Genomic DNA, 16,665 nt, shown 5'->3' with positions numbered 1-16,665 from the left:
TCGTGGGGCCGGGAATTGTCGGTGGTGGGTCGTAGGTTCGTGGGGTGGATACTCATTCCGCGCCTGTGGCGCTTTTGGAAGGCCTCGCCGATCCCGAGGTGCTGGCTGCGGTGAACGATGCCGCGATTGTGTTGGATGACAAGGATTCCGTGGCGTTGGCGCAGGCCGCGTCGGCCGGGATCGCACGCCTGGAAGCGGTCAGGTTCCGGGCGCTCGCGCAGCTGAACCGGCATCGTGACGGCGCACGGAGTGTGGCGCAGGAGGTCGCGTTCGCGTTGTCTGTCACGGATAATCACGCGGGCGCCATGGTCGCCGCGGCGGACGCGCTGATCACCCGGCTGCCCCGGACGTTGAATCTGATGGATGAAGGGAAACTGGCCGGGTTCAGTGCGATGAAGGTCGCCACGGCCACCACCTGGCTCTCCGACGAGGACGCTCGTGCGGTCGACGCGTTGCTGGAAGAGCGGATCGGGGACAAGAACCCGGATCAGGTCCGGAAGGCAGCCAACCATGCGGCGAACACCATCGATCCCGAGGGTGCCGGTAAACGGGCTGAGCGGCATCGTGAGGGGCGGCGTCTGTCGTTGCGGCATGGTGAGACCGGGGTCGCCTGCATCGAGGTCGAGGATGGGCCGGTGGAGAAGGTCGCTGCCGCGTATCAGCGGATCGATCGTGAAGCGCGGGCTCTCAAGACCAAGGAGGAACCCCGCACTCTCGACCAGCTCCGCGCCGATGTCGCGCTCGATCTTTTGCTCGGTGGCCAGGGCGGGGCGAGTGAACGCAGCGAAGTGTTCCTGTACATGGATCTGTTCACCTATCTCGGGCTGAACGACGATCCGGCGGAGCTGGCGGGGCATGGCACGATTCCCGCCGCGCTGGCCAGGGAGATCGCCACGGGTGGGAACAGTGTGGTGCGGCGGATCATCACCGACCCGCTGTCCGGGCAGGTTCTGGATCTGGGCCGGGACCGGTACCGGCCCAGCGCGGGTTTGGCGGAGTTTGTGCGGGTGCGGGATCGTGAGTGTCGAAGACCTGGCTGTCATCGTCCGGCGCAGGCGTGCGACCTCGATCATGCGGTGCCGTGGCAGCACGGCGGGCATACCGCCGATACCGATCTTATCGACCTCTGCCGCCGAGATCACCGGTTGAAAGACGAACCCGGTTGGACCTACCGGCTCGCATCCGATGGCACTCTGACGATCACCACTCCCACCGGGCAGCGCTACGACAGCGCTCCTCCGCCGCTTCATGGACCTCACCCATCAGGCGACGAGCCACCGCCGTTCTGAGTCCGTCGCCGGAAAACGGCGATGGGTCTGGTGTGTGGAGGGCTTCAGCCGGGGGATGTCGCCGACGAGTCCGGTCTGTCGTCGGAATTTGGCGACAGGGGGAGTCGTGTGTACGGCACTGAGCTTCAGCCGGAGAACGCAGTCGGCCGGTTCCGCTGTTTCGATGTGTTGCCGAAAACCGGCGACAGGCGGTTAGGTGATGGGCCGGGTTTCAGCCGCAAGCCGTCGAGAAGTCCCACCGTTCCCATCCGTCGCCGAAAGGCGGCAAAGGACCAGTCCGCATGCGAAGCCTCAACCCTCCAAAGCCGCCAACTGCCCCAGCGTAAGCCGTTCCACCAAAGGAACCGCCCGATACTCCCCCTCACGACAATCCACCCGCACCGGCCCGGCGATATGCGGATGCTCCTCCACCACGAGCAAAGCGTTCGCAACCCGATCAGGCGACCATCCCAGCGCGCCCGCGAGGGCCGAAACGGAAAGCGCGCGGCCGGCATGCAGAAGGGCGGCGAGTACGGTCAAGGCGTCACCGGCGAACACCGCGACGCGGTCGTCGAGCATGATTTCGTTGATACGCGCGTGAAACCGGGAGAGGTCGTCCATGCGGGCGCCCGCGGGGGTCGAAGTGCCGAGGACTTCGGCACCCTGGCGTGAGACCCGCACCCATTCCTGATTGGACCGGACGCTTTCGTTCCACACCCGTTGCGGCATTTCCTCGTCGATGACGTAGCGCTCGCGCCGTCCGTCCCGTTCCCGCCGGAGCATCGCCTGGGATTCGAGGTAGGCGACGGCGTTCGAGATCGACGCCGGGCTGACCTGGAGCCGCTGGGCGAGTTCGGTGGCGCTGAGTACGCCGTTGTCGCTGACGGACAGGCAAGCGAGCAGTCGCGCGGTCATGCGGGGGAGGCCGGTCGCGACGATCATTTCGGCGAACTCGGTTTCGAAGGCGCGGACGGCTTCGGGGTCGCGGCCGTAGCCGTTTTCGACGACGGGGACAGCACGCGGCTGGGGTTTGCCGCGACGCGCGCGTTCTCCGGTCACCCTGGTCGCTTCTTCGGCGCGGTAGCCGGATTGGCCGCTGTTGCGCGCGACCTCACGGCTGATCGTCGACGTCGGACGCCCGAGCCGCCGGCCGATCTCGGCGTAACCGAGGCCGTCCTTGAGCCAGGTCGCGATCAGCCGACGGTCCTCCTGGGTCAGTCTGCCGCCCGGCATGGGCACCTCCTGTGCGTTCACCCGCAGATCATTGCAACGTGTCGTTGCATTCAGCGACAAGATCGTTGCAACGATTTGCGGAAATCTACCAGCAAGAACAGCAAAAAAGCCAGCCCGTAGCTTTGAAGCGAACCTGAATGCAACGTAGCCTTTGGGCATCGGTAAAAACTGGGAGGAACAGAAATGACCACGTCGGTCCCACATCTCACCGAGCTGCCCCTCGAACGCCCGAAGGGCTGCCCGTTCGACCCGCCCGCCGAGCTCGGGACGCTGCGCGACGAGCATCCGCTCGTCCGGCTGACGTTCCCCGACGGGCACGAAGGCTGGCTCGCGACCGGCCACACGATCGCCAGGGCGGTCCTCGCGGATCCCCGGTTCAGTGCCCGGCAGGAGCTGATGCACTCGCCGCTGCCGGGAGCGGCCGCGATGATGGAGATGCCGCCCGCGGCGCCGGGGATGTTCATCAAGATGGACGATCCCGAGCACGGCCACTATCGCAAGCTGCTCACCGGCAAGTTCACCGTTCGCCGGATGCGGCTGCTCAGCGAGCGGGTCGAGCAGGTGACCACCGAGTACCTCGACGCGATGGAGCGCCAGGGAACGACGGCCGATCTGGTGCCCGCCTTCGCGCAGCCCATTCCGGCGCTGATGATCTGCGAGCTGCTCGGCGTTCCCTACGAGGACCACGAGTTCTTCCGCCGCAACGTCATGCCGCTGAACCTGCCGGACGCTTCGGCCGAGGAGCAGGGAGCCGCCATCACCGCGTTGGGGGAGTACCTCTACAAGCTCATCTTGGCGAAGCGGGCCGAGCCGACCGATGACATCCTCGCCGAGCTGACGACCACGGAGCTCACGGACGAGGAGCTGACCAGCATCGCGTTCCTCTTGCTGGGAGCCGGTCTCGACACCACGGCGAACATGCTCGCGCTGGGCACTTTCGCCCTTCTCCAGCACCCGGACCAGCTCGCGGCCCTGCGCGAGGACCCGGAGCTCATCGACGGCGCGATCGAGGAACTGCTGCGCTACCTGACCATCACGCACACCGGGGCGCGCACCGCTCTCGAAGACGTCGAGATCGGGGGCCGGCTCGTCAAGGCCGGGGAAGTGGTCGCGCTTTCGGCCCAGGCCGCCAACCGCGATCCGCTGAAGTTCCCGGAACCCGACCGGCTCGACGTCCGGCGGAACGCAGCCGGGCACGCCTCTTTCGGGCACGGGGTGCACCAGTGCCTCGGTCAGCAGCTCGCGCGTGTGCAGATGAAGGTCGCTTTCACCGGGCTGCTCGCCCGGTTCCCGAAGCTGCGCCTGGCCGTTCCGGCCGACGAGATCCCGATGCGGACGGACTCCGACATCTACGGGGTGTACGCGCTCCCGGTGGCCTGGAGCTGATCGCGATGAGGCTCGAAGTGGACCGGGAACGCTGTGTGGGCGCCGGAATGTGCGTGCTGACCGCGCCGGAGGTGTTCGCGCAGGACGAGGAGGACGGCCGGGTCCGGTTGCTGGACCGCGATCCGGCGGAGATCGGCGACGCCGTGCAGTTGTGCCCGGCCGCGGCGATCACGGCGAACGCCTGAAGACCACCCAGGCCAGGGGGTGCCGGGCGGGCACCCCCTGGCGCGGGGATCAGCCGATTTCCGCGAGAACCTTGCCCGCGTCGGCGCTCTGGACGGCGGTGCCGGCGTAGAGCTGCTGGACCCTGGCCTTCTCCTGGGCGTTGGGGTTCACGTTGGAGCAGCTGACGCCGCCGGTCGAGCCGGACATCAGCGACGAGCAGGGCCCGGGCTTCACGTCGGGCAGGCCGAGGCTGTGGCCCAGTTCGTGCGACGCGATGCGGGTCTTGTTGTAGCCCTGCTGGACGGCCTGCCTGCCGTACCACACGGTGACCGTGCCGCTCGGGCGAACGGGGCCGAGGGTGGCGCGCGGCCAGCCGTTGTCGGCGATGATCCGGATGTTGACCCGCTGGCCCGGCGTCGCCTTCACGAGACGGACGTTGGTGACGTTGGTGTTCCAGACGTTGACGCCGGCGGCCACCGCGTCCTTGAACTCCGCGGCCTGGCTGTCGTCGTAGGTCAGGGTGGTCGCCATGATCTCGGCGGCACCCGCGGAGGGTGCCGTGAGCACCGAGATGGAGAGCGCGGCGCCGGTGAGCACCGCGGCGAAGGTACGTCGAAGCACGTTTGAACTCCTCGCGTCTAAGGCGTGCTGGAATTTCGGAGCAGTGTCGACACTGAACCTGTCGAAGCGCTCGGGGTACCCGCCGATAGTCGTCTGTCGTTAACCATGATCTTGACGCGACCGGAAGACTGTGCCGTTATGACGACGGCACGTTTCACCGGACACGAAGAACCGATCCTCGCGGTCGCGGTGAAGGGAAACCGGCTGGTCACCGGGAGTGCGGACCGGACGGTCCGGGTCTGGGACCTGGAGACGGGGAAGCAGCGATTCACGCTGAGCGGCCATGATCGGCCGGTCCTGGCGGTGGGTATCTCGGGTCAGTACGTGGTCGGTTGCGATGGGGCGACGGTGCGGCGCTGGCGGATCACCGGCGCCGAGGCGCATCCCCCGGAGGTCCAGACCACGAAGCGGGCCGTGGCGGTCGCGGTGGCCAAGGACGCCGTGGTGTCCGGCGCGGGGAGCGCCGTCGAGGTCCGGCGGCTGGACGGCGGGACGGTGCGCGGTCTGCGCACCGGCGGCCCGGAGATCGAATCGGTCGCGGTGACCCCGGACGGCGGGTTCGTCGTCGCCGGGGACGATGCCGGCGGCGTGCGGCTGTGGAACGGGAAAGTCGTTTCCCACTACCGGTTCGGCGGAGTGGGCGCGATCCACGTGATCGCGATCTCGCCCGACGGTGAGCAGGTGCTGTCCGCCGACGGCGAGACGGTCCGGTTGTGGCGGCGCAAGGGCGATTCCGCCCTCGTCTTCCCCGCGCACACCGGGGTGGTGCGGGCGCTGGCCTTCGGGGTGGACGGCAAACTCGTGCTCTCGGGCGGTTCCGACGGCGAGGTCCGCGTCCGCGAGATCGACGACCCGCGGGAGTACACGCTCCTCGAGGGACATCAAGGGAACGTCTGGGCGATCGCCTGCACCGCGGGCAACGAGAAGGTCGTCACGGTCGGGGACGACCGCACGATCCGGGTGTGGGACCGCTTCGGCAACCAGATCGACGGCACCGGTTTCGTCGAGCCCAAACCGGGCCGGGCGCGGCCGCGGATCACGCCCGACGTCGAAAGCCCGGTCGACCTGATCGGCTTCCACGACGACGTGCGCACCCTCGCCGCGGTCATCGCCGACCGCGAGACCAGCCCTCCCCTGTGCGTCGCGCTGCTGGGGCCCTGGGGCTCCGGCAAATCGAGTTTCGTCCGGCAGGTGACGGACCGAGTCGCCGAGCTGGCCACCCGGTCCCGCGGCGACGCCGCCAACAGCGTGTTCGCCGGTGAGATCCGGCAGATCCGGTTCAACGCCTGGCAGTATCACGACGACCATCTGTGGGTCGGCCTGGTGGACCATCTGTTCCGCAACCTCGGCGCGCCCGAGGCGCATGCGGACGCCGGTGAGGTCCACGCCGAACGCGAAGCGTTGCGGACCCGGCTCGCGGGCCTGAAAGCCGTCAAGGCGGACTCTCCGCTCACGTGGCGTTGGCGGCTCTTGGTGTCCGGGGTGGACCGCGCCGAACGACGGCGGCGACGGCTCGCGGTGGCGGGCTACGCGCTGGCCGGAGTGCTCGGCATCGCCACGGCGATCACCGGCTGGGCGTTGTGGCACAACGCGATCCTCGCCGCCGCGGGTGCCGTCGTCGCGCTCGGTGCCGTGCTGACCCCGGCGCTCACCACCGCCAGGGCCGCCCTCGCGCCGGTGAAGTCCACATTGGACAAACTGCGGCACGATGTCGACAAGCGCGCGGAACGGTTCGAGACCGAGGTGCGGGAGACCGAGGAACGGCTTCGGCGGCTGGACGCGGCCGGCAGGCTCGGCGATCTGATCGAAGAGGCGAAGTCCGGCCGATATGGGGACTACCAAGGGGTTTTCGCCCGGGTCCGGGAGGACCTCGCGGAGCTGAGCGCCGATCTGGCCGACGCGCGGGAACAGTGGCTGCGGGCGGGCGGGAAGGGCAAGCCGCCGCTGGAACGGATCGTGCTCTACATCGACGACCTCGACCGCTGTCCGCCGTCGAAGGTGATCGAGGTGCTGGCCGCGGTCCATCTGCTGCTGGCCCTGCCCGCGTTCGTCGTGGTGGTCGCCGTCGACCCGCGATGGTTGCGGCGCTGCCTCGACCAGCACCACGAAGAGCTGTTCGGCGCGGGGGAGTCGAGCCGGACCGAGTATCTCGACAAGATCTTCCAGATCGTGTTCGCCTTGCGCCCCATGGGAAGCGCGGCGGACGAACTCATCGACGCCCTGATGCCGATCGAGGAACGGGAACCGCGGACATCCGCGCACGAAGAATGGCCGGAGGACGAGAGCACCCCCGAACGCGGTGAACAGGTGGAGGTCGTGGTCCAGGACACGGCCCCGCCGACGTTCTACAACATGCGGCCGGATCGGTTGCGGCTCACCGAGGTCGAACGCGATTTCGTCCACGTGCTGCGGAAGAAACTGAACACGCCGCGCGAGATCCGGAAGCTGGTCAACCTCTACCGGCTCGTCCGCATCGGCATCCCGGACGCGGAGCTGGAGGCGTTCGTCGCCGGCCCCTATCGCGCCGTGCTCGTCCTGCTGGCCCTGCTGGTCGCCGATCCGGAGGCGGCGCGTGCGACGTTCATCGCGCTCTCCGGCGAAGAATCGTCGCGCGACGCCTTTCCACCTGAATGGCGGCTAGACGTCGAATCCTTCGATGATCTACAGGTTTATCGGAATTGGGTGGGCACGCTCGCGCGCTTCAGTTTCGAAACCTACGATCTGGTGACCGAGGAGACGGAACCGGGATTCACGTTGTAGCTACACTTGCCCGCTACGACGGCTAGGGGGCGGCGCATGCGGAGATCAGGCTGGCTTTCGCTCGTCTTCGGCGCGCTCGTCGGGACGCTCGTGATCGTCCTGCTCGCGACCACGGTCACCGCGCCGTCGAACGCGTCCAGGTCCGACTGCGTCCGGCTGGTCACCAGTTCCTCGACGGAGAAGGGCGATCTGATCGCCGAACTGGCCGGACGGTACAACGAGACCGGCCGGACGTTCGACGGCGGCAAGTGCGCGAAGGTCGAGGCGCACAAGAAGACCTCGGGCGCCACGCTCGACCTCATCGCCGACGGCTGGAACGACATCGACCAGCACCAGCCCGAGCCCCAGGTCTGGATGCCGAGTTCCTCGCTCTGGCTCGATCTGCTGCGGCAGCGAGGGAAGGGCGAGCGGATCAAGGCCGGGCCGAAGACGTCGCTCGCGACCAGCCCGATGGTGATCGCGATGCCGGAACCGATGGCCAAGGCGATGGGCTGGCCGGAAAAGACCCTCGGCTGGAATGACGTCCTGCAGGTGAACCGGGACGGCGGCTGGGCCTCGAAAGGTGCGGAGTACGCGAAGTGGGGCAACTTCACGCTCGGCAAGGACAATCCGCGGCGGTCGACGTCCGGGCTCGCGGCGACCATCGCGACCTACTTCGCCGCGACCGGCGGCGACTACGGCAAGATCGGGACCGCGGAGACCGTGCAGTTCGTCCGCGGGATCGAGGCGTCGGTCGCCTACTACAGCGACGATTCGGTGGCCTTCCTCAAAACGCTGTACGACGAGGACCGCAAGAAGCCCACGCCCTACATCAGCGCGATGGCGATGCAGGAGCAGATGGTCTACCTCTACAACCGCGGCGTGCCGACCGGGGATCCGGCGCAGCTGAACGCGAACCCCGTCGCGCCGCTGCGCCCGCTGGTCGCCGTGCACCCCAAGGAAGGGACGATGCTGATCGACCACCCCTTTCTGACCACCGCGAGCGCGTCGCCGGAGCAGCAGGCCGCGGCCGATGACTTCTACGCCTTCCTGCGGGAAGAGGGGCAGCAGAAGCGGTTCCGCGATCTCGGGTTCCGCGACCCCGATGGCAGGCCGGGGCCGGATCTGGCCGGGATCGTGGGCACCCAGGGGACCCAGGAACCCCCGAAGATCGGCGTCCCCACCGGCGAGCAGATCCAGAAGATGCTGGACGGCTGGGAGTACACGCAGCGGCGCGGCCGGATCCTGCTGGTACTGGACCTGTCCGGTTCGATGAACGAGCCGTTCGACAAGAACCGCAAGGACAAACCGTATTCCGAGAGCCGCATAGCCCTGCTGAAACCCGCGATCCGGAAACAACTCGAGTACCTGCATCCCGAGGACGAGGTCGGGCTGTGGACCTTTTCGGACGGGTACGAGGAGAAGATGCCGATCGGCAAGGTCAAGAACGTCCGCGGCCCGATGCTCCAGCTGGTCGAGAACCTGACCCCGAGAGGGGACACGGCGCTGTACCAGACGGTGATGGCGGCCAACGACAAGATGCGGCGGGAGTTCGATCCGAACCTGATCAACGCCGTCGTCTTCCTGACCGACGGCGAGAACACCGAAGCCGGGACGAAGGAGCAGGTGCTGCAGAACGTCGACGCCGACCGGCTGGACAACTCCGTCCGGATCTTCACCATGGCCTACGGCGCGCAGGCCGACAGCCGCGTCCTCGACGAGATCGCGCAGAAGTCCAAGGCCCGCAGCTATCAGGCCGTCGACCCGTACGGCATCGACAAGATGTTCGTCAACGTCTTCAGCAACTTCTGACATGGCCGAGTACGACAACCGGCCGTTCCACGTCGTCGCGGTGGTGCTGGGCCTGATCGCCGGGATGATCGGCCGCGCGGTGACCTATCCGCATCCGCAGGCCTGGCTCTTCGGCGCGGCCGCCGCGCTGGCCGTGCTGATCCCGGCCGAAACCGCGTTCTTCGTGCTGAACGGCAGGCGACGGAAGCCGGCGCGGGAGGTGCGGGAGAAGAAGCGTGCGCCGCAGCCCGCCCACCACGACCACTTCAGCCTGCTCGGCCGGGCGCTGACGGCCATCGAAACGCTGCGGCCGGGCGAAACGGAGCTTTCCGGAGCCTTCCGGCGGGCGGCGGCGCGACTCGAAGAGCACAAGAACCGGAACACTCCGGAAGTCGACGAGCTGAGGGACGAGACGAGCCAGATCACCGACAGGCTGGAGCGGCACGTGCGGGACGGGACCCCGGTCGGGGTGGTGCTCGTCCAGCGGATGAGGCTGTACCAGGAAAGGCTCGAAGTCGCTCTCGCGGCGGTCGAACCGGGGTGAGTGTTCGGTGCCGAACAGACTACGGCCGTGCGCCATGCTGATCTGACAGCATGCCGTTGATCGGGCGCCGGGTTGTCGAGGGCGTGGAACATGTGGTCGTGCCGGTGGAGCACCGGTTCAGCCTGGAGGAGGCCGTGCTGGCGGTGATGGCCGCCAAAAGCACCGTGCGGCCCGCTCCAGGGATCAAGGTCGCTCCGCTGAAGGTGTCGGAGGTACGGTCAGCGCTGCTTTATGCGGCGAAGCACGCCGATAGGCGACACCAGATCGTGGACAGCTATTTCGTCGAGGCCGAAGACGGACCGTTGCACCGGTTGGCCGAGTGGATCAGATCGGAACTGGTCCGGCTGGGCATCTTCACCACCCACGACGGTTCCGCCGCCGGATCGGGTGGCCGACTCGGTTACTCTCCGCGATAGGTGTTCACGACTGCCTGGGAGGGTGTTTCGTGGGTTTGGGCCAAGAGGCCGCCGAAGAGAGAGAACGTCCGTTCCTGGAGCGGCTGGACGAACCCGTCCGCGCCCGGTTGCTGGAGATGGGGACCCCGCAGACCTACGAGGCCAGACAGGCGCTGATGCGGGCGGGCGAACCCGGCGACTTCGTCATGTTGCTGCGGTACGGCTACGTGAAGGTGACCAGCGCCGATCGGATGGGCGCGACGGTCATCCTCGACGTCGGCGTGCCCGGCGATCTGCACGGCGAGATCGCGGTGATCGCGGGCGGTATCCGGATGGCCGACGTGGTCGCCATCGAGGAGGTGCACGTCCGGCGTATCGCGGCGAGCGAGTTCAACCGGTTCCTGCTGGATCATCCGGCGGCGATGCGCGAAGTGCTCGTCAGCGTCGCCCGGCGGTTCGTGCTCGCCCAGCGTCAGCGGACCCAGTCGTGGAAACCGCAGGCGGTGGCGCGGGTCGCGACCCGGCTGGACTACCTGGTCGACGTCTGTGGCATCCGGACACCCGCCGGCTGGCGGATCGGGATCCCGTTGAGCCAGGACGAACTCGCGCAGTTCATCCCGATGGGCCGGACCATGGTCGCGCAGGCGCTGGACAAACTCCGGAAGGCGGGAGTTGTGGCCAGTTCGCGCCGTGCGATCACCGTCATCGACCGCGAGGCATTGCGGGTGATCACGGAAAAAGGTGTGACTTAGCTCACTGGCGTTGACCATCGCGAGGTCACGTTTTGTTCGGTTCCGAACAGAACTTCCGGTGAGGAGTGGGAACACTGCTTCCTGCCGCCAGTTTTCACCGATCAGGGGAGGGGTCGCAGAGATGCAGGTGCTGACCTCAGGCCACTACAACGCGCACACCCACGCCGTGCTTTCCGTCGACATCGTCGGTTCGTCCAAGGCCAGCGACGACCTGCTGGACCCGATGAAGACCGAGATGGAAACGCTGGTTTCCCGCTCGTTCAACGCGGTGGGGCTCGCCCCAGGGGAAGCGCGTCACTTCCGGGAGACCGGGGACGGGCTGATGGTCGCGTATCCGGACCACGCCGTCGGGCAGCTCTGCGAGGTCGCGTTCCATCTGGACCATCTGCTCCGGACCCGTAACCGCTACGCCAGGGTCCCGATGCGGGCACGGGTGGCGGTCCACATGGGACCGATGGCGGACAATCACCGCTACCACCGCACGTACATCACGCTGACCCGGCTGCTGTGCGCCTCGACCTTCAACGACGCCGTGGGCTACTGGTGCCGTTCGGATCCGACGGGCGACAAGTTCGGCGCCGGGATGATCGTCTCGCAATCCGTGTGGCGCAACGTGGTCGAGCCGTTCGGGGTCGCGCTGGTCCCGCCCGCCCGCTGCGCCCGGATCAGCGTCACCACCCCGGACTTCGCCGACAGCGCGTGGATCCACTTGCCCGGCTTGGACGCGGAAGCGGTCCTCGCCGAACTGAATCCCGCCGTCGCGGTGCCGCTCGTGTTCGACCGGGTGAGCCGGTTGTCCACGACGGCCTGACCCAGACCGGGCGGTCCGGTTTCCAGGGAGGGAAAACCGTATCGCTCGCCGGTTCCCGGCCTGGTACCCCTACGCCGGGCCGGGAACCGGACCCCCGGCGCGGGGGGTGGGGGCGCGGGTCATCCCCGCCGCGCCCTCTCGCAGAGACCTCGTGAGTGGCGAGGACGGTTCTAACCGTCCTCGCCACTCACGAGTTTGAGTCACTGTCGGCAGCGTTTACCGCTGTTGATGCACCTCACCAGCTGGTTCATCAGCCGCTGCGACATGACGTTCGCGAAGTCGTCGTGGTCGGAGCGCGGGTTGTGCTTCTCCTGCGCGAAGGCGTCGACCGCGTATTGCCCGGCGGCCTGGATGTTCGACGGGATGTCGTACACCAGCGTGATCCGCAGCTGCGGCACGTTCTTGAAGCCACGCGGGCATTTCCCGTTGCGGTCGGAGAACACGATATGCGTGCGGTGGTTCGCGCTGTCGGTGTTCTTGCCGTCCCAGCAGTTCGGGAACGAGTGGACGCGGGTGACCTTGCTGCCCCGCGGGCAGATCGGGTACAGCTCGGTGAGCCGGTCCTCGAAGCCGGTGCAGGTCCAGCTCGGCCGGGCGTTGGCCGGGCCGTTGGTGCTCTGCTTGGCGTCGCCGTAGAGCACGCGCAGGAACTTCGGCATCGCGACGACACGGCGGGCGCCGCCGCTGGTGAAGGTCAGGTCGACCTTCTCGGCGCGCTGGATCTCGCCTTCGTTGTCGCCGATCTCGTTGTTGTCGTTGACGCCGGGCAGGTCGGCCGCCTTGCCGTCGGACTTCTTCTTCTCGGCGTCACCGGCGGCGTTGACATTGCTGTTGTCGCCGCCGTTGTCGAGACCGCCCTTGCCGTTCTGCTTCACCGCACAGCCGGCGAGCTGGTCTTCGTTCTTCGCGACCGGCTTGCCCGCCTGCCGCATGGTGTCGCCGATCTGCTTGATCGACGGCTTCCGCTTGTTCTTCAGCTCGTCGAGCACCTGTCCGGCTTGTTTTCCTTGCGCCAGCTGGTTGTTCGCGTTCTCGGACTCCCGGTCGAGTTTGTCGAGGTTCTCGTCGATCGCGGGCATGGCCTGGTCGGGGACTTCGCTGAGTTCACTGAGTTCGCTGGCGACGTCGGGGCAGTCGACCTGGGCGGCCGCCTCGTCCTTGGCCGCGTCGACGCGATCGGCGGCGAGTTTCTCCTCGTTCGCCGCCTCGTTCTCTTCCTCTTCCTCGGTGTTGATCCGGATCACCGGCCAGAAGTAGGCCGACTTGTCCCCGTTCTCGCAGGTGGTGCCCGCGCGCAGCAGGCTCTTGTTGTTCGAATCCGCGTTGGTCGAAAGATTCCCGACGTAGTCGTGCAGATGCTCGGCTCCATTGCGGACGCCGGGCTGCGCGATGAAGTTGTCGCCGTTGAAGTGGCCGTTCTCGTTGCGGCCGCAGTCGACGGTGAACGTCCCTCGTGCGCCTCGTTTCGCGAGGTCGAGGTTGACGTTGTTGCCGCGGGGCACCTTCGTGATGTCGATGAAGAACGACTTGTCCGCGCCGTCGGCCCTGGCGGCGTCGGGGGTTCCGGTCGTGGTGACCACGACGATCCCGCCGACGGCGATGGCGAAGGCGGTGGCGCCCGTGGCGACCTTGGTGCGGCGCGCCATGCGATGGCGGCCGGCGGATCTTTGGTTACGGGGCATGAACTTGTTCACCTCGTTCGGTGTCGTTGCCCGGAGCCCGGGGGATGCGTCGCCGGGAGTGCCGGCGTCGCTGACTCCGTGTTGGCTGAAACGGCCCCGAGAGACAGCCGGTTCAAAACGCGACCTCGCCGTTATCTTTTCGTTATCTTTGGAGAAGAAAAAGGCCCGGCCTCGGGGCAGTCGAGGCCGGGCCGGGTTCCCGCTGGTCAGGCGTCGACCTTGTCCTTGGGCTCCGCCTCGGGAGCGGTGGGGCGGGCAGGAAGGAAACGCTTGATCACCGGGAAGAACAGGATCACCAGGATGATCACGTAGACCACGATCGCGAACGGCGTGTTGACCAACCCGGTCAGCGAGCCGTCACTGAGCTGCAGCGCGCGCCGCATCTGCTGTTCGGCGGCCGGGCCGAGGATCACGCCGATGATCGCCGGCAGCACCGGCAATCCGTAGCGGCGCATCGCGAACCCGATCAGGCCGATCACGAACATCACCAGCAGGTCGAAGATGTCCGCGTTGACCGCGTACGCGCCGACACTGGCGAAGAACAGGATGCCCGCGTAGAGGTACGGCCGCGGGATGCGCAGCAGCTTCGCCCACAGCGGTGCCAGCGGCAGGTTCAGCACCAGCAGCAGCGTCAGGCCGACGAACAGCGAGGCGATCAGGCCCCACACCAGCTTCGACTCGCGTTCGAACAGCAGCGGACCCGGCTGGATGCCGTACTGCTGGAACGCCGCCAGCATCACCGCCGCGACCGCGGTGGTCGGCAGGCCCAGCGTCAGCATCGAGACCAGCGTGCCCGCCGCCGAGGACGACGCGGCCGCTTCCGGACCCGCGACCCCTTCGATGGCGCCCTTGCCGAATTCGTCCTTGTGCTTCGACAGCCGCTTTTCGGTCAGGTACGAGAGGAACGTCGGGATCTCCGCGCCACCGGCCGGGATGGCGCCGAACGGGAACCCGATCACCGGACCGCGCAGCCACGGCTTCCAGGTCCGCTTCAGATCGGCGCGCGAGAGCCACGGCCTGCCGACCGGGATCGGCTTGAAGGTGTTGCGCCGCAGATGCGCGGCCACCCACAGCGACTCGCCGACGGCGAACAGCGCGACCGCCACGATCACCACGTCGATCCCGTCCGCCAGATGCAGCGAACCGAAGGTCAGGCGCGACTGACCGGTCATCTCGTCCAGGCCGACGAGCCCGATGGTGAGGCCGATCAGCAGCGACGCGACACCGCGGATCCGCGAGTTGCCGAGCACCGAGGTGACGCCGATGAACGCCAGCACCATGATCGCGAACAGGTCGGGCGCGCCGATGTCGACCGCGTACTTCGCGATGATCGGCGCCAGCAGCACCAGCGCCATCGTGCCGAGGATGCCGCCGACGAAATGCCCGATCGCGGCCGCCGCCAGCGCCTGGGCGCCGCGGCCCTTGCGTGCCATGGGGTTTCCGTCGATCGCGGCGACCACGGAGAAGCTCTCACCCGGGGTGTTCAGCAGGATCGACGTCGTCGAGCCGCCGAACATGCCGCCGTAGTAGATGCCGGCGAACATGATGAACGCCGCCGTCGGCTCCATGCCGTAGGTCACCGGCAGCAACAGGGCCACCGCCATCGCGGGGCCGATTCCGGGCAGCACACCGATCGCGGTGCCCAGCAGCACACCGAGCGCGGCGAGCGCGAGGTGTGTCGGGGTCAGCGCGGTGCCGAACCCGTCGATGAGTTGCTGCAGCATCAGAACACCTCCATCAACGGGCCACCGGGCAGCGGGACACCGAGCAGGTTGTTGAAGATCAGGAAGGTCGCGACCGACATGCCCGCCGCGATCAGCGGATCACGCACCAGGTTGCGGCTGCCGAGGGCGAACGCCGCGCCCCAGAACAGGATCGCGCCCGAGATCGGGAACCCGACGAGGCCGATCAGCGCCGCGTTGGCGAGGAAGGCACCGCACAGCAACAGAACCGTGCGCATGTCGGCGGGCGCGGTGAGGTCGATGTCCTCGCCGCCCTCGGCCTCGCCTTTACCGCCGCGCAGGACGTCGCGCGCCAGCAGTACCGCGACGATCAGCAGCAGCGAGCCGACCAGGACCGGGACCGCCTTCGGCCCGACGGGACCGCGCTGGGCGAAGTCGGTGGGAATGCTCAGCGCGTCGGTCAGCACCAGCACGCCGAGCACCACGAGCACCACGCTCACGCCGAGTTCGGAGCGCCCTTTCAGCCACGTGGTCATGCCAGACCCAGCTCTTTCAGCACCGTTGCCACTCGAGTGTTCTCCTCTTTGAGAAACGAACCGAACTGCTCACCTGGCGCGAACGCGCCGGTCCATCCGTTGCGCTGCAAGGCTTCCTGCCACTGCGGCGTCTTCTGCAACCGCTCGAACAGGCTCACCAGCTTCGCGCGGTCCGACTCGGTGATACCCGGCGGCGCGACGATGCCGCGCCAGTTCGTGAACTTCACGTCGACACCGGACTCCGTCAGCGTCGGCGCGTCGATCCCGGGGAGCCGCTTCTCGCTCGTCACCGCCAGGACCCGGAGCGTGCCCGCCGCGATCTGGTCGCGGTACTCGCCGACACCGGAGACGCCGAACGCGACCTTGCCGCCGAGCACCGAGGCCAGCAGTTCGCCGCCGCCGTCGTACTGGACGTAGTTGACCGTCTTCGGCGCGAGCCCGATCGCCTTCGCCATCAGCATCGGCGCCAGGTGGTCCGGCCCGCCGGGGGACGAGCCGCCGCCGACCTGGACCGCGCCCGGGTCCCGCTTCCAGGCATCGAGCAGCTGGCCGATGTTCTGGTACGGCGAATCCTTGCCGACCACGACGATGTCCGACTCTTCGATCAGCTTCGCCACCGGTGTGGTGTCGAGCAGCGAAGACGGCGACTTGTTCGTGAACACGCTGCCGACGACGCCGAGCCCCATCGACATGACGAGTTTGCCGTTGCCGCGTTCGGCCACCGTGCGGCCGAGGCCGACCGTGCCGCCGGCGCCGGGGAGGTTGAACACCTCCGCGTTGCCGAGCAGGTCGGCGTCCTCCATGGCCTTGGTCGCGGTCCGCGCCGTGATGTCGTAACCGCCGCCGGGCGCGTTGGGTACGAGTACCCGCAACGACCGGATCTGCGAGCCCTCGTCGGCCTCGCTGCCCGGGGTGAGCAACGGTGGCACCAGCAAAACGGCGACGAGCGCCGCCGCGATGGCCAACCAGCTACTGGGCTTCACTGTGATCCCCGCCTCTCTGCCGCGTGGTTGGACATGTTGCACTCGTGTAAACAGAGATGTCTCGCTTAGACGCCTAA

Annotated in this window: 15 protein-coding genes; 9 read left to right on the top strand and 6 right to left on the bottom strand. The window is 67.6% G+C overall.

The window, feature by feature from the left end; genetic code table 11:
* The first annotated feature begins 65 nt into the window (after positions 1–65).
* On the top strand, positions 66–1,289 hold the full coding sequence (locus tag ACSMFO_RS27510) for a DUF222 domain-containing protein (RefSeq protein WP_436461123.1): 1,224 nt from the start codon (positions 66–68) through the stop codon (positions 1,287–1,289).
* Between the two features lie 291 nt (positions 1,290–1,580).
* On the opposite strand, the gene ACSMFO_RS27505 is transcribed toward ACSMFO_RS27510, so the two are convergent.
* On the bottom strand, positions 1,581–2,501 hold the full coding sequence (locus ACSMFO_RS27505; protein ID WP_436461021.1) for a helix-turn-helix domain-containing protein: 921 nt from the start codon (positions 2,499–2,501) through the stop codon (positions 1,581–1,583).
* Between the two features lie 183 nt (positions 2,502–2,684).
* Between ACSMFO_RS27505 and ACSMFO_RS27500 the strand changes: the two genes are divergently transcribed.
* Both ACSMFO_RS27500 and ACSMFO_RS27495 read left to right on the top strand, forming a co-directional pair.
* Positions 2,685–3,887: a cytochrome P450 gene (locus tag ACSMFO_RS27500; RefSeq protein WP_436461020.1), complete on the top strand. Its 1,203-nt coding sequence runs from the start codon at positions 2,685–2,687 to the stop codon at positions 3,885–3,887.
* A 5-nt stretch (positions 3,888–3,892) separates the two neighbouring features.
* Positions 3,893–4,072 carry a ferredoxin gene (locus ACSMFO_RS27495; RefSeq protein ID WP_037346172.1) on the top strand — a complete coding sequence of 60 codons (180 nt, stop codon included), beginning with the start codon at positions 3,893–3,895 and terminating at the stop codon, positions 4,070–4,072.
* A gap of 49 nt (positions 4,073–4,121) precedes the next feature.
* Here the strand turns inward: ACSMFO_RS27495 and ACSMFO_RS27490 are convergent, their stop codons facing one another.
* Positions 4,122–4,673: a snapalysin family zinc-dependent metalloprotease gene (locus ACSMFO_RS27490; RefSeq protein WP_436461019.1), complete on the bottom strand. Its 552-nt coding sequence runs from the start codon at positions 4,671–4,673 to the stop codon at positions 4,122–4,124.
* A 138-nt stretch (positions 4,674–4,811) separates the two neighbouring features.
* On the opposite strand from ACSMFO_RS27490, the gene ACSMFO_RS27485 reads away from it, so the two are divergent.
* From ACSMFO_RS27485 to ACSMFO_RS27460, 6 genes are all read left to right on the top strand, one after another.
* Positions 4,812–7,433, top strand: coding sequence for a P-loop NTPase fold protein (locus tag ACSMFO_RS27485; protein WP_436461018.1), 2,622 nt, complete (start codon positions 4,812–4,814; stop codon positions 7,431–7,433).
* Positions 7,434–7,469: 36 nt separating this feature from the next.
* Positions 7,470–9,224 carry a substrate-binding domain-containing protein gene (locus ACSMFO_RS27480; protein ID WP_436461017.1) on the top strand — a complete coding sequence of 585 codons (1,755 nt, stop codon included), beginning with the start codon at positions 7,470–7,472 and terminating at the stop codon, positions 9,222–9,224.
* Between the two features lies 1 nt (position 9,225).
* The gene (locus ACSMFO_RS27475; RefSeq protein WP_436461016.1) at positions 9,226–9,747 is read left to right on the top strand and encodes a hypothetical protein; all 522 of its coding nucleotides are present in this window, start codon (positions 9,226–9,228) and stop codon (positions 9,745–9,747) included.
* A 50-nt stretch (positions 9,748–9,797) separates the two neighbouring features.
* Positions 9,798–10,163 carry a hypothetical protein gene (locus ACSMFO_RS27470; protein ID WP_016331763.1) on the top strand — a complete coding sequence of 122 codons (366 nt, stop codon included), beginning with the start codon at positions 9,798–9,800 and terminating at the stop codon, positions 10,161–10,163.
* Between the two features lie 29 nt (positions 10,164–10,192).
* A complete protein-coding gene (locus tag ACSMFO_RS27465) occupies positions 10,193–10,894 on the top strand; it encodes a Crp/Fnr family transcriptional regulator (protein ID WP_037346186.1) in 702 nt (233 codons plus the stop codon).
* Positions 10,895–11,015: 121 nt separating this feature from the next.
* Positions 11,016–11,705: a hypothetical protein gene (locus tag ACSMFO_RS27460; RefSeq protein WP_016331765.1), complete on the top strand. Its 690-nt coding sequence runs from the start codon at positions 11,016–11,018 to the stop codon at positions 11,703–11,705.
* 200 nt (positions 11,706–11,905) lie between these two features.
* Here ACSMFO_RS27460 and ACSMFO_RS27455 read toward each other — a convergent pair whose 3' ends face one another.
* From ACSMFO_RS27455 to ACSMFO_RS27440, 4 genes are all read right to left on the bottom strand, one after another.
* Positions 11,906–13,351 (bottom strand): DUF1996 domain-containing protein, encoded by a 1,446-nt coding sequence (locus tag ACSMFO_RS27455; RefSeq protein WP_436461122.1) that lies wholly within the window; start codon positions 13,349–13,351, stop codon positions 11,906–11,908.
* Between the two features lie 242 nt (positions 13,352–13,593).
* Positions 13,594–15,111, bottom strand: a complete 1,518-nt coding sequence (locus ACSMFO_RS27450) for a tripartite tricarboxylate transporter permease (protein ID WP_038518508.1) — start codon at positions 15,109–15,111, stop codon at positions 13,594–13,596.
* Entirely contained in the window at positions 15,111–15,605 is a 495-nt protein-coding gene (locus ACSMFO_RS27445) for a tripartite tricarboxylate transporter TctB family protein (RefSeq protein ID WP_436461015.1), read from the bottom strand. Before ACSMFO_RS27445 ends, ACSMFO_RS27450 begins: the two co-directional genes overlap by 1 nt.
* The gene (locus tag ACSMFO_RS27440; protein WP_081976006.1) at positions 15,602–16,570 is read right to left on the bottom strand and encodes a Bug family tripartite tricarboxylate transporter substrate binding protein; all 969 of its coding nucleotides are present in this window, start codon (positions 16,568–16,570) and stop codon (positions 15,602–15,604) included. The genes ACSMFO_RS27445 and ACSMFO_RS27440 overlap by 4 nt, the downstream gene beginning before the upstream one ends.
* Positions 16,571–16,665 lie beyond the last annotated feature (95 nt).

This window comes from Amycolatopsis sp. w19 (genome assembly GCF_051373225.1).
GTDB classification, from domain to species: Bacteria; Actinomycetota; Actinomycetes; order Mycobacteriales; family Pseudonocardiaceae; genus Amycolatopsis; species Amycolatopsis japonica.
Note: the sequence above shows the minus strand (reverse complement) of the source record. Positions and strands in the feature narration are given on the sequence as shown.

Bases quoted from the DNA above. Each gene is read 5' to 3' on its own strand.
- ACSMFO_RS27495 (WP_037346172.1), top strand. From the start codon at position 3,893: ATGAGGCTCGAAGTGGACCGGGAACGCTGTGTGGGCGCCGGAATGTGC.
- ACSMFO_RS27480 (WP_436461017.1), top strand. From the start codon at position 7,470: ATGCGGAGATCAGGCTGGCTTTCGCTCGTCTTCGGCGCGCTCGTCGGG.
- ACSMFO_RS27500 (WP_436461020.1), top strand. From the start codon at position 2,685: ATGACCACGTCGGTCCCACATCTCACCGAGCTGCCCCTCGAACGCCCG.
- ACSMFO_RS27505 (WP_436461021.1), bottom strand. From the start codon at position 2,501: ATGCCGGGCGGCAGACTGACCCAGGAGGACCGTCGGCTGATCGCGACC.
- ACSMFO_RS27455 (WP_436461122.1), bottom strand. From the start codon at position 13,351: ATGGCGCGCCGCACCAAGGTCGCCACGGGCGCCACCGCCTTCGCCATC.
- ACSMFO_RS27470 (WP_016331763.1), top strand. From the start codon at position 9,798: ATGCCGTTGATCGGGCGCCGGGTTGTCGAGGGCGTGGAACATGTGGTC.
- ACSMFO_RS27485 (WP_436461018.1), top strand. From the start codon at position 4,812: ATGACGACGGCACGTTTCACCGGACACGAAGAACCGATCCTCGCGGTC.
- ACSMFO_RS27460 (WP_016331765.1), top strand. From the start codon at position 11,016: ATGCAGGTGCTGACCTCAGGCCACTACAACGCGCACACCCACGCCGTG.
- ACSMFO_RS27450 (WP_038518508.1), bottom strand. From the start codon at position 15,111: ATGCTGCAGCAACTCATCGACGGGTTCGGCACCGCGCTGACCCCGACA.
- ACSMFO_RS27445 (WP_436461015.1), bottom strand. From the start codon at position 15,605: ATGACCACGTGGCTGAAAGGGCGCTCCGAACTCGGCGTGAGCGTGGTG.
- ACSMFO_RS27475 (WP_436461016.1), top strand. From the start codon at position 9,226: ATGGCCGAGTACGACAACCGGCCGTTCCACGTCGTCGCGGTGGTGCTG.